Origin of the sequence: Vibrio sp. 070316B (genome assembly GCF_013114115.1) — a bacterium.
Lineage (GTDB): Bacteria > Pseudomonadota > Gammaproteobacteria > Enterobacterales > Vibrionaceae > Vibrio > Vibrio chagasii_B.
The window spans coordinates 1-12,256 of sequence record NZ_VTYC01000046.1 but is presented as its reverse complement, the minus strand read 5'-3'; the positions used below and the strand labels follow the sequence as shown (position 1 = coordinate 12,256).

The 12,256-nt window shown below is 42.6% G+C and carries 11 protein-coding genes; 10 read left to right on the top strand and 1 reads right to left on the bottom strand.

All coding sequences use genetic code 11. The annotated features are described in order from the left end of the window. Positions 1-30 precede the first annotated feature (30 nt). The 3 genes from F0251_RS22970 (at position 31) to F0251_RS22960 (ending at position 3,031) form a co-directional block, all read left to right on the top strand. Positions 31-1,011 carry a hypothetical protein gene (locus F0251_RS22970; protein ID WP_171731900.1) on the top strand — a complete coding sequence of 327 codons (981 nt, stop codon included), beginning with the start codon at positions 31-33 and terminating at the stop codon, positions 1,009-1,011. Between the two features lie 224 nt (positions 1,012-1,235). Continuing rightward, complete coding sequence (locus F0251_RS22965) at positions 1,236-2,216, top strand: hypothetical protein (RefSeq protein WP_171731899.1); 981 nt, start codon at positions 1,236-1,238, stop codon at positions 2,214-2,216. Positions 2,217-2,356: 140 nt separating this feature from the next. Beyond that, positions 2,357-3,031, top strand: a complete 675-nt coding sequence (locus F0251_RS22960; RefSeq protein WP_171731898.1) for a hypothetical protein — start codon at positions 2,357-2,359, stop codon at positions 3,029-3,031. 255 nt (positions 3,032-3,286) lie between these two features. Here the strand turns inward: F0251_RS22960 and F0251_RS22955 are convergent, their stop codons facing one another. Further along, positions 3,287-4,360, bottom strand: coding sequence for a site-specific integrase (locus F0251_RS22955; protein WP_171731897.1), 1,074 nt, complete (start codon positions 4,358-4,360; stop codon positions 3,287-3,289). 207 nt (positions 4,361-4,567) lie between these two features. On the opposite strand from F0251_RS22955, the gene dusA reads away from it, so the two are divergent. The 7 genes from dusA to F0251_RS22920 all read left to right on the top strand — a co-directional run bounded on the left by dusA (position 4,568) and on the right by F0251_RS22920 (position 11,752). Beyond that, positions 4,568-5,608 carry a tRNA dihydrouridine(20/20a) synthase DusA gene (gene dusA / locus F0251_RS22950; RefSeq protein WP_171731907.1) on the top strand — a complete coding sequence of 347 codons (1,041 nt, stop codon included), beginning with the start codon at positions 4,568-4,570 and terminating at the stop codon, positions 5,606-5,608. Positions 5,609-5,790: 182 nt separating this feature from the next. Next, positions 5,791-6,012 (top strand): envelope stress response protein PspG, encoded by a 222-nt coding sequence (gene pspG / locus F0251_RS22945; RefSeq protein ID WP_171731896.1) that lies wholly within the window; start codon positions 5,791-5,793, stop codon positions 6,010-6,012. A gap of 135 nt (positions 6,013-6,147) precedes the next feature. After that, entirely contained in the window at positions 6,148-6,813 is a 666-nt protein-coding gene (locus tag F0251_RS22940) for a TIGR04219 family outer membrane beta-barrel protein (protein WP_253821654.1), read from the top strand. A gap of 223 nt (positions 6,814-7,036) precedes the next feature. Continuing rightward, positions 7,037-7,267: a hypothetical protein gene (locus F0251_RS22935; protein WP_004735813.1), complete on the top strand. Its 231-nt coding sequence runs from the start codon at positions 7,037-7,039 to the stop codon at positions 7,265-7,267. Between the two features lie 123 nt (positions 7,268-7,390). Beyond that, on the top strand, positions 7,391-9,256 hold the full coding sequence (locus F0251_RS22930; RefSeq protein WP_171731894.1) for an assimilatory sulfite reductase (NADPH) flavoprotein subunit: 1,866 nt from the start codon (positions 7,391-7,393) through the stop codon (positions 9,254-9,256). Further along, positions 9,256-10,983, top strand: coding sequence for an assimilatory sulfite reductase (NADPH) hemoprotein subunit (cysI, locus tag F0251_RS22925; protein WP_171731893.1), 1,728 nt, complete (start codon positions 9,256-9,258; stop codon positions 10,981-10,983). Before F0251_RS22930 ends, cysI begins: the two co-directional genes overlap by 1 nt. Further along, positions 10,976-11,752: a phosphoadenylyl-sulfate reductase gene (locus F0251_RS22920; protein ID WP_061034294.1), complete on the top strand. Its 777-nt coding sequence runs from the start codon at positions 10,976-10,978 to the stop codon at positions 11,750-11,752. The genes cysI and F0251_RS22920 overlap by 8 nt, the downstream gene beginning before the upstream one ends. Positions 11,753-12,256: the final 504 nt, after the last annotated feature.

Sequence of the window (12,256 nt, the reverse complement as noted above, 5' to 3'; positions counted from 1 at the left end):
TTGAAACCAAACCTTTGTGAAGAGGCTCTAATGAATATTTACCTCGCTTTGATATTTGGAATTCTAGGCGCTTTATTGTTGGGTGTTATTGGTTTTCTTATTGGCGGCTTCGCTGGATTTATTATCTCTGGGTGCATTCCATGTAACCGAGATGGTTTTTGGGAGAGCCTTGTACAGTCTGAACATATGCGTGACTGGATGTTAAATGAGGCCCCTAAATATGTGTCGAAGCCAGTTTCTGAAGCTACACCTGCTTTTAGGCCATTAGAGATACACCGTAGAACCCTCAATACGAAACAGGCCGCTCCTAAAATAAATACAGTAGAGGCGAATACTAAAGCGCCTGTTCTTTCTTTTAGTTCGAGACATATTGAGTTCCTTAGTTTGGATGTAGCAATCGCCGCTATAAATGGTGGAACCAATAGTGCCGTTGCTAGGTATGCGAGTAGTAATCGGAGAGAGTCACCTGTAAGGCGAAATTACCATGACCTCGGTTCATCTATTAGCGGTAGTCTCGATTGTGAGTTTAATAGCTTAGAAGATGATTCATTCAGTGTTCAGTATGATTCAGAGGATTCAATTGGCTCACCAGACCTTTGTTTACCGCACCTCTGTGGAAGAGGGAACGATCTAAGTGAAAGTTATTTTGGTGAATCTACTTCCCGATGTGGTGACTATACCGACTTGTTGGGTGAATTGAGTCGCCCTCAAGATAGTGATTCGTTGCAGTTAGCTTTTTCATCCGCAGAGTTTATGAGTACCAATAATGATGATTTCGCTGTCAATCCGGCTAATGGAAATTTAATGGTTGGTGGTGTTGATACGGAGGGAAACCTTTACGGTTCTGATTCTTTTTCAAATGATGATATTACGCTCTTAGAAACTGATTCGTTTACTGATGCTGGCGTTGTGCATGACTCGTTTGCAGATGACTCTTTTGATAACGATTCATTCGATAGTGGTGCATTTGATAATGATTTTACATCTGGTAGTTTTGATGATGATTGGTGAGTAATTAAAATTCTTTTAAATCAGTTGTATAGTTGGATTTCGAAAAGGTTTACTTAGTTAGTGCGTTTCTACATTTATCACTAGATGTGAAAATAAAGTTTCTTCTCACGGCTTTCCCCCCATTTTTTTAATAGTCATTTTTTATATTTATTTGATCATGGTGTATAAATTTAGAAGAAGCTAATTATTACTCATCTAGTTGCATTTTTGTTTAGGGGGGGATTATGAATCTAATCCAAGCAACATCAGTTGTTAGTGCCGCATTACTTTTGAATGCATGTGCTTCGAACAGTGCAAAATATGAAATACCGGAAAAAGGGACATCAAGTATCGCGCTGCAAGTTACCCGTTCAGCTGGAAGTGGAACGATCATCGAAGACCAAACCTTACCCAAAGGCGCTATTTCCGATGTGGGTATCGGTGGCTATGTTGGGTCTACAGCAATGGGGTTGGCGTTTGGATCTATGACGACCGGTTTTGGTTTGGCAATTTTAGCGAATCAAAAATACGGCTGGGATCGAAGAAACCTAGTTATGTATTTGGATGCTGATACTTATAGTGGCTTAGACGGATATGAAATGTGTAAGGTGGTTCTGTCTAAAATGAATGAAGTTATGATTCCGTCATTCGACACACTTCAATCCTTTACCAATAAGCCAATATCGCGAGATTCGAAGTTTTACGATGAAAGATACAATGGTGGGGAAAGCCTTTGTGTCGAAGGTTATCCACTAGACTCAAACGTGGACTCTCACGCAGCGATATATTTCAGAGGTGTGGACACTGCCTTCTTAGGGACGAGAGTTGGTGTGCGGTCTATTTCGGAACCTTTCAGTACAGACTTGTTCGATGCTGACCTGAAAAAGCAGATCCCTGATACGAATGTCATCGCGGTCCGATTTACTTATTACAGTAGCCTGATAGCACACATGCAATATAGCGACTTTGAAACAACTGGCTTGGTAAATGCCAATGGCTTATCCACCAGTCCTTACATCAAACTCCCTACCGCGACATTTATGAGTTTACCAATGAAAGAATATATTGCTGACTCAAAGTACATCCCTCTCACCAATGCGGTCCGAAATAATGACGAGGTGTATTTCTTTGTTAAACCAGAGCGCGGCGTGCAAGCCACAATGAGCTTAGAGGGCTACCATACCAAAGTGTCGGCGATTGTTGATAGAGAAAAAAATCAATCATAGTGCCAAACTCAAAAGGCCTTATCTGAATTCAAATCGATTCTTTCGCAATTAAGAAGCAAAAAAAGCCCCGCTAATTGAAAAAAACAGCTCAAAGATGATTGAAACTACGTTTGTCCCATCCCAACTAAAAGGAGTTTTACATGGACAAACAATTATTTGGCTTCGATGCCCTAGAGCAGAAGTTACGTATCATTGATACAAATCGCGAGAATTTAGTTCAGATAGTCACTGGTTTAGGTCAATTTATTCAGGAAGAGGTTGAACTCTGCTATACGATTCCTCAACAGGAAAAGAATCGCAAAACGATGGCTCACAATGAAGAGCTTGGCCGCTATAAGTACCTTAATAAAGGTGAGGTTCAGATGTCTTTTTCGACTGCGGTTAAGAGTCAGAGGGAGAAGACTTTTCATCGAGAATTTCGCTATAACTGGGTTATAAAAGATTACTGGCGTTGCTCTGACGGTTGTAAAAAGTACTATTGGGGGGTGTGGGGGAAAGAATTAGAGTTATACATAAAGGACTACTATAAATTTAGAGCGCCCGCGAATAGCCCTTTCGACTTGAAAAGAATGAAACGTTATATGCAGGAGTTTGAGTATGAGCTGTTTTGTTCATTCCTTCGCAAAAACTCATCCGCTGTTTACACATATTTCCACTTAAAAAATCAGTATTGTTATACATTTGAGTGTGAGAAAGATCTCTTGAAGCAGTATTGTTTATTTGAGGGTTTAGATATAGAAGCTAACAAAATGAATGTTTGGAGCTTGGAAACCTTGAAACAAAAGATTAGACGTTATCACCCCAGTTTAATTTAAAGTGTATCTCTGGATAGTAAATGCAAACCTGATTTCTAATTTATGTTGTCACATGATACTTGTCTGAAGTTCAATGGTTGGCGATCTTCATTAGAAACTCCTACTTCCTGCAAGTTTAAGCTCATAAAAAAGTAAAGCCGCCAATATAGGCGGCTTAAACTTTTGCTCGAGGTCCCCACCTCAAGCTTTGGAGGAATAAATTTAGTATTACACAAGGTGCATATTTGGCCAAGATATCTCCCCCCGTTTTCAAAATCAGATGACTGAGCGAACTTTCTTGCCATGAAGTCTGTTCGGGTAGAGCTCAGTGTAAACTTGCCATAATGTGTTGAGGGACCTGTGACCTGTGACCTGTGCGACCTCTTCTATCGAAAACCCGGCTTCGAAAAGACGACTAGCTCCTTCCCTGCGAAGATCATGGTAGCGTAAGTCTTTAATCCCTAAGCTATCTCGCACCCGCTGAAAACCTGCGGAAACCGAGCGAGAGTTATATGGAAAAATGCGCTCATTATTCTTTGGCTGTCTTTGAATGATTTCCCATGAATCGCCTAGTAGAGGTACCCATTGATGGTTACCTGCCTTTTTACGGGGATCTTTCCTATTTCTGACCATAACAGCTCGTTGGGTTTCATTGATGTCAGCCCATCGGATATCGCAAATCTCTCCAATGCGCATACATGTCAGTATTGATATAACAAAAATGTCGGTAAACGGAATGAAAGAGACAAATGATTGCTCCCTCTCTTTTAATCCAGCGACCAGCATTTCTATTTCTAATTGATTTGGCCGTCTACTTCGGCGAGCGCTTTTTCCGATGAGGCCCATAAATACTAAAGTGTGGTGAGCTGATTTGAATACTTCATCATTAATTGCTACTTGCCATAAAGGTTTAGCTTGCTTAAATATCGAACGTAGATTTGAAACCTCGACAGCGATAGTTTGTGGTAATACACCATCATGTTCTCTTCGGTATTGGCAATGCTTGATGAGGTCATGATCGTTAAAATCAGTAAGTGTGGTGCTGGCTATTGGGTAGCGAAGTAAAAGTCGGAGGTTGAAACTCATAGTTCGCTTATTCGCAAATTCGGGGGTTTGTAATGCTTTTTCAATCAAGAAACCTATGGTCTGTTTAGTTGGAATAATACCCCCATGCCGAACACTTTCAATCTTCTCAACTTCTTGATCTCCCCAAGCAGTAGCAGATGCTTTCTTTGTAAAAGTCTTAGTCTTATCAACCGTAGTTACACCAGATTGTCTTTCGCGAACCCGACACTTATATTTAGTTATGCCTGATTGTGTTTTGATTTTTTGAATATGATATGACGCCATCGTGCACCTCTATACTTGGGCGCAGATTGAACTTGATGTAGAATCTGCGCTCTTCAAATGAAACCACGATTCGAAAAGGGCTTTTGCAAATAAGCAGGTCTTTTTTGCTAGTTAATTTACAAGCTGTAGTTTTACCAATTTTTGGGACCAATACGTGCCCACAGTCGGTGAAAAATGGTCCAAAATGGGCACAAATAGGGTTAAATGATGCAAAATAGTGCTAGTCACAAATCAGATAAACTTAATGAAAAACAAGATATTGGCTTAGATTTCCCAAAATCTCGATTTTCAGTTGCTCCAATGCTCGATTGGACTGACCGCCACTGTCGTTACTTTCATCGTTTGCTATCTCAGCAGACTCTTCTGTACACGGAAATGGTAACAACAGGCGCGATCTTACACGGTAAGGGCGATTTCCTAGAATACAGTGAGCAAGAGCATCCACTGGCTCTTCAACTTGGTGGTTCAAACCCAGTTGATCTTGCGGCTTGTGCCAAGCTAGCAGCTGAGCGTGGTTATGATGAAGTAAACCTTAATGTAGGCTGCCCTTCAGACCGAGTTCAAAACGGTCGCTTTGGTGCGTGCTTAATGGCGGAACCAGAGCTAGTAGCAGATTGTGTATCAGCGATGAAAGAAGTCACTGATATTCCAATCACGGTGAAAACTCGCATTGGTATCGATGACCAAGACTCATATGAGTTTCTGACGAAGTTCATTTCAACGGTTTCTGAAAAGGGTGGTTGTGAGCAATTCACTATTCATGCTCGTAAAGCGTGGCTGAGTGGTCTTAGCCCGAAAGAGAACCGTGAGATTCCACCTCTGGATTATGATCGTGCTTACCAGATCAAGAAAGACTTCTCAGATCTAGTGATCGCAGTAAATGGTGGTATCACCACATTAGAACAAACAAAAGAACATCTTCAGCACCTTGATGGCGTGATGATCGGTCGTGAGGCTTACCATAGCCCATTTATTCTGGCGGAAGTGGACCAACAGATCTTCGGCTTAGATACGCCAATTAAGAAACGCTCACAAGTCGTGGAAGAGATGTACCCGTACATTGAACGTGAACTTTCAAACGGTGCAAGCTTAGGACACATTTCTCGTCATATGCTTGGCCTGTTCCAAAGTATGCCGGGTGCAAGACAATGGCGTCGCTACATCAGCGAAAATGCACATAAGAAAGGCGCGGGTATCGAAGTCATGCAGACGGCATTGGCTAAGATTCCTAAAGAGCTGAACGTATAGGTTAAATTCGCCATTAAAGGCTAAATTTACCAATTTGATGTATTTGAAAAGCCGCGCATGAGAATGTGCGGCTTTTTATTTGACTGATAAATAAGGATTTTGTTGGTTTTGGCGACTTGGTACAGATGCTGCAATGTTAGAAAGTAGGAAAGATAGGTCATTAACTCATTAGGGAGACCATTATGTTTGAATTAATCTTTGTTCTTATTTTCGTTGCTACGCTACTTGTGACAGGCATTACCTTTATGACGGTATTAGCGGCAACTGGAGTTGCATTAGCTGTAATGTTGCTGCTTGGTATGATGAGTGTGGTGTTTAAATTACTGCCCTGGTTGATTGTGATTGCAATCGGTGTGTGGTTTTTCAAAAACTTTGTATATAGCTCGAATCAGAGACGCTACTAAAGTCATGACACCGTCAAATATCGGCTTGCCGTCGGTTTATCGTTTTAGTCTTTAAGATGTGTGGTAGAATTTTCCCCAATAATCTATGAGTGTGCATACACTTAGCACAACGATATGGAATTGGAGCTATCTCAAATGAATAAAATGCCATTAATTGCTTTAGTGGGAATGCTATCTTTAAGTTCAGCGGTATCTGCTGAGGAAGAGTTTTCTTACACGGCTAAAGTCGGTGCCGATATGTGGTGGGGAAGTACCAAGCTAAATGAAGTGAGACAAGATGAAGACTCTAACTCTCCTTCTGTGTATTTCGCATTTGAGCATAATGCCCCAATGCTGCCAAATGCTAGCTTCCGTTATACGTCTATTGATACGGATGCATTGGCTTTTGATAAGTACGACTACACATTCTACTACACGTTGCTAGAGCACAAGTTGATGAACTTCGATGCGGGTCTGACGTTTACTCAGTACTCAAACTCGAATTACATTGAACCTCAAACAGGAACTCAATCAAGCTTCGATGAGTTTACTTGGAGCTTCTACGGTAACGCAGAGATCAACGTTCCTGACACCAACTTCGATATCATTGGTACCATGGAATTTGGTGATAGCAGTGGCATTAAGAGCACAGATTTGATGGCGGGTGTTCAGTATCGAATCCCAGTATCAGAGTCTGAAATTGCCTTGCGTGGTGGTTACCGTGTTATCGACTTAGATTCTGATGAGTTCTTCGACTCTGAGCTAGGTAAAAACTTTGTCATGGTAGATGGCTGGTTTGCTGGCGCAGAAGTGCGATTCTAAGTACACCCTAAAGAACATCTAAAACTAATTTTAAGAACGCCGCTTTATTAAGTGGCGTTTTTTATATCTGTTGATTATACCCAAGCATCTTGAGGTTACTTGGGTATATATCTTTCTGGAATTAGTTAGCACATTCATCACTTTCGACCATCCTTATACAGAGAGCTGATTAACGTCTATTCTTATAAGGTCTATGTTGTTGGGTCAGAACAAGGGATGGAATATGACACTCAATGAATTACGCAATTTATATCGAGAAAATTTGTTAGTTGAAGCCATCATAGAGCCCTCAATACAAGAAGGGTCTTGGGTTGTGGAGTTTCGCCATATGGGAGGCGGCTTTGTTCTGCTTACTGATGTCCATGGTGAGGAGTGCCATTACGCGGATTTAGACCTAGCATCTAAGTCGGCAATGGCGGTCGGTTTTCAACAAGTTCGTATTGAAAACCAGTAGCCCATTTACCCGTTCAATCGCTTTTTACTTCCAAAAAGTTATAAAACATACTTTTCTATTCTTTCTTGTTATTAAAAGGAGTGGTTAATCTATCGTCACGCAATGATTAGGGATGTCGTGACCATGTCTTTAAATAAGAAAGAGTCTTCACAAAATAATAATGCACAGTCTGGGGCGAACGAGCTACCTGGATTAGCTGCACCGCTTAATGACCAACAACTGGGTCATCTTCAACAAACTGTTTCCGAATTATCTTCTCAGCAACTGGCATGGGTCAGTGGTTACCTATGGGGTGTGAGCCAGGCTCAACCTGTGGGCGCAGCCGCACCGATTACTCAAGCAGCTGCGGCGGTTGCTGCAAAACCTGCTGGCAAGCTCAGCATTATCTTTGCTTCTCAAACCGGTAATGCCAAAGGTGTCGCTGAATCACTAGAGGCAGAAGCAAAAGCCCTAGGTATCGCCGTCGAGCTTTTCGATGCCAGTGATTACAAAGGCAAGAACCTAGCTAAAGAGACGCACGTCATTTTCGTGGCTTCAACTAATGGTGAGGGTGAAGCGCCAGATAACGCGATTGAGCTGCACGAATTCCTACAATCAAAGAAAGCGCCAAAGCTATCAAACTTACAATATGGTGTGATTGGTCTGGGTGACTCAAGCTACGAGTTTTTCTGCCAAACTGCGAAAGACTTCGATAACTTCCTAGCTAAGCTTGGTGCTAAATCATTTGTTGACCGTCTTGACTGTGACGTAGATTACGAAGCGGCAGCAACCGAGTGGCGTACTAAAGCTCTATCACAAGTACAAGAAACACTGTCGACGGGCGCTGAGGCCGAGGTCGTTCAATTGCCGGTCGGTCAAGCCGCTGCTGGTCATTCACAGTACACCAAACAAAACCCATACACCGCAACATTGCTAACAAGCCAAAAGATCACGGGTCGTGATTCGGGTAAAGATGTTCGTCATATCGAGATTGATCTGGATGAGTCCGGTATTACTTATCAACCGGGTGACGCATTGGGTGTGTGGTATGAAAACAGTTCAGAATTGGCGAATCAGATTCTAGCTAAGGTTGGGCTCTCTGGTATTGAGAGTGTCGATGTGGATGGTGAAAACCTTTCTATTCATACTGCTCTAGTGAGTAAGTTCGAGATTACGGCTTCAAACCCTCAACTTGTCACTAAGTTTGCTGAGCTATCTGGCAGTAAGAAACTGTTAAAGCTGGTGGAAGATAAAGACAAGCTTCGTGAATACGCGGGCAACACGCAAATTGTTGATGTATTAGCTGAGAAGAAAACCAAACTATCGGCTGATGAGCTTTTAGGTCTGTTGCGTAAGCTTACACCACGTCTTTACTCAATCGCATCTAGCCAAGCTGAAGTGGATGAAGAAGTTCACCTAACGGTTGGCTTGGTTGAATACCAAAAAGGTGAAGAGTCTCGTTTAGGTGGAGCATCAAGTTTCCTAGCTCAGCGTTTAGAGGAAGGTGGTGAAGTGAAGGTGTTCGTAGAGAACAACAATAACTTTAAGCTACCACAAGACGACAGTACTCCAATCATTATGGTCGGTCCGGGTACTGGCATCGCACCATTCCGCAGCTTTGTTCAAGAGCGCGAAAACACAGATGCTCAAGGTAAGAGCTGGCTGTTCTTTGGTGATCGTACCTTTACTCAAGACTTCCTATACCAAGTTGAATGGCAGAAGTACCTCAAATCTGGTGCGCTAACTAAGCTAGATGTTGCTTTTAGCCGAGATCAAAAAGAGAAAGTGTATGTGCAAGACCGCTTAATCGAGCAGGCAGAGCAAGTATGGCAATGGCTACAAGAAGGTGCGTACTTCTATGTGTGTGGCGACGCGACTCGAATGGCGAAAGACGTACATGAAGCGCTAGTGACGATTGCTGAAAAGCAGGGCAATCAAAGCCGCGAACAGGCTGAGCAATATATTAATGATTTACGTAAAGCGAAACGTTACCAAAGGGATGTGTACTAATGAGCAAGCAAGTAATAGAGCAAGAAGTGCTAGGCCAAGTACTTGGTCCATTGGCTGACAATGAACGTCTAAAGCGTGAGAGTAATAACCTGCGCGGTACGATAGAACAGGACTTACAAGATCGTATCACTGGCGGCTTTACAGCAGATAACTTTCAACTGATTCGTTTCCACGGCATGTACCAACAAGATGACCGTGATATTCGTAACGAACGTGCTAAGCAAAAGCTAGAGCCTCTGCATAACGTTATGCTTCGTGCGCGTATGCCCGGTGGTATCATTACTCCTAAGCAGTGGCTAGCAATAGATAAGTTTGCCGATGAAAGTACCTCTTATGGTTCTATCCGCCTAACCACACGTCAAACCTTTCAGTTTCACGGCGTGTTGAAGCCGAATATCAAATTGATGCACCAAACGCTAAACAGCATTGGAATTGATTCAATAGCGACAGCGGGTGACGTAAACCGAAATGTTTTGTGTACGACAAACCCGGTTGAGTCCGAGCTACATCAAGAAGCGTATGAGTGGGCGAAGAAGATCAGTGAACACCTACTGCCTAAAACTCGTGCTTATGCTGAGATCTGGCTTGATGGTGAGAAACTAGAAACAACCGATGATGAGCCTATCCTAGGTAATAATTATCTACCGCGTAAATTCAAAACAACAGTTGTGATCCCCCCACAAAATGATGTTGATGTTCACGCTAACGATCTTAACTTTGTCGCAATTGCTAAAGACGGAAAGCTGGTGGGCTTTAACGTGTTAGTTGGTGGCGGCTTAGCAATGACGCACGGCGATACCTCTACTTATGCTCGTAAAGCTGACGACTTTGGTTTCGTACCACTAGAAAATACGTTAGATGTTGCGGCAGCGGTTGTTACCACACAGCGTGATTGGGGTAACCGTTCAAACCGTAAGAATGCAAAAACTAAGTACACACTAGACCGTGTAGGTATTGATGTGTTCAAAGCGGAAGTTGAAAAGCGTGCGGGTGTTAAGTTCTCGGAAAGTCGCCCTTATGAATTCACGGAGCGTGGTGACCGTATCGGTTGGGTTGAAGGTATTGATGGTAAGCACCATTTGGCGCTGTTTATTGAAAATGGTCGCTTGCTTGATTTTCCGGGTAAAGCATTGAAAACCGGTGTTGCAGAAATTGCTAAGATCCACAAAGGCGATTTCCGTATGACTGCAAACCAAAACTTAATTGTTGCAGGTGTACCTAAGAGTCAAAAAGCAAAAATTGAGAAGCTTGCTCGTCAATATGGTCTGATGGATGACGCGGTAAGTGAACAACGCAAAAATTCGATGGCGTGTGTGGCATTCCCAACATGTCCTCTAGCAATGGCAGAAGCCGAACGCTTTCTTCCAGAGTTTGTTACCGATGTTGAAGGCATTCTCGAGAAACACGGTTTACCAGAAGACGATAACATTATCCTTCGTGTAACCGGTTGTCCAAATGGCTGTGGTCGTGCAATGTTGGCTGAGCTTGGTTTAGTAGGCAAAGCGCCAGGTCGTTACAATATGCACTTAGGTGGCAACAAAGCCGGTACTCGTATTCCTAAGATGTATAAAGAGAACATCACATCAGCTCAGATCTTAGAAGAGATTGACACGCTGGTGGGCCGTTGGGCTGCAGAGCGAGAAGAGAACGAAGGGTTCGGTGATTTCACAATCCGAGCTGGCATCATCCAAGAGGTGATCATTTCAAAGAGGGACCTGCATGCATAATTCTGTCGCTTCAAAATTGAAGTTAGCAGAACTACTCGCACTAACCAAGACGGAGCAGGTACTTCGTCTTGGACAGATTAACGCAGAGTTAGAACAGCTAACTGCTTTAGAAAGAGTGAAATGGGCACTAGAAAACTTAGAAGGGACACATGTGGTGTCCTCAAGTTTTGGAATCCAAGCAGCACTCATGCTGCACTTAGTCACTCAGGCAAAGCCGGATATTCCAGTTATCCTTACCGATACCGGGTATCTATTTCCAGAGACCTATCGCTTTATAGATGAGTTAAGCCAGAAGCTCACCTTAAACCTACAAGTATTTCGTGCTCAGCAAAGCCCTAATTGGCAAGAAGCACAATATGGGAAACTTTGGGAGCAAGGACTAGAAGGTATTGAGAAGTACAACAAGCTAAATAAAGTTGAACCAATGAGAAGGGCGTTAGATGAACTTGAGGCTGGTACTTGGTTCTCAGGGTTGAGAAGAGAGCAATCCCAATCTCGTGCAAACTTGGCAATCTTATCTATCCAAAATGGTGTGTTTAAGTTCTTACCTATAATAGATTGGACCAATAAAGATGTTCACTACTACCTAGAAGAGCACGGTCTGAGTTATCATCCGCTTCGAGAGCAGGGTTACCTTTCAGTTGGCGATACACACACAACTAAGAAGTGGGAGCCTGGTATGACAGAAGAAGAAACCCGCTTTAACGGGTTAAAACGAGAATGTGGGCTTCATGAGGACGATGGCGAACAATATGGCTCTGGTATTTAGGCTCATTGTTGATTAAAAAGCTGCTTTAGGGCAGCTTTTTTGCTTTTCTGGGGGCAAAACAACAACGCCTGTGGATAACTCTGTGATTATTTTGTAGGTACTTTGTAAGTAAACTTGCATAAATAAGCCCTTGGTGGTTTATCCATCATATAAGCCTCGTTTTTGCATTTTTCTTAAATAAACACTTGCCAATGTGAGCGACATCTCTATAATGCCGCCTCACTGACACGGCAGACGCCATAAGGCTTCAGCGAAGAATGTTAGTTAGGCAACTAGCTTCAAGCGATTATTCGCTTCTACTTTTAGAAAGTAGAAATTAATTTTCAAAAGTGTTTGACACTGAAAATTAAGTCGCTAGAATAGCCGCCTCTTCCGAAGTGATGTCAATCACAACGAAGAGAAGTTCTTTAACAATTTAAACCTATCAATCTGTGTGGGCACTCGTTGATGAATATCAAAAATTGATTCTTAGGAATCACATTGATTTCAATGAACTGAGTGACC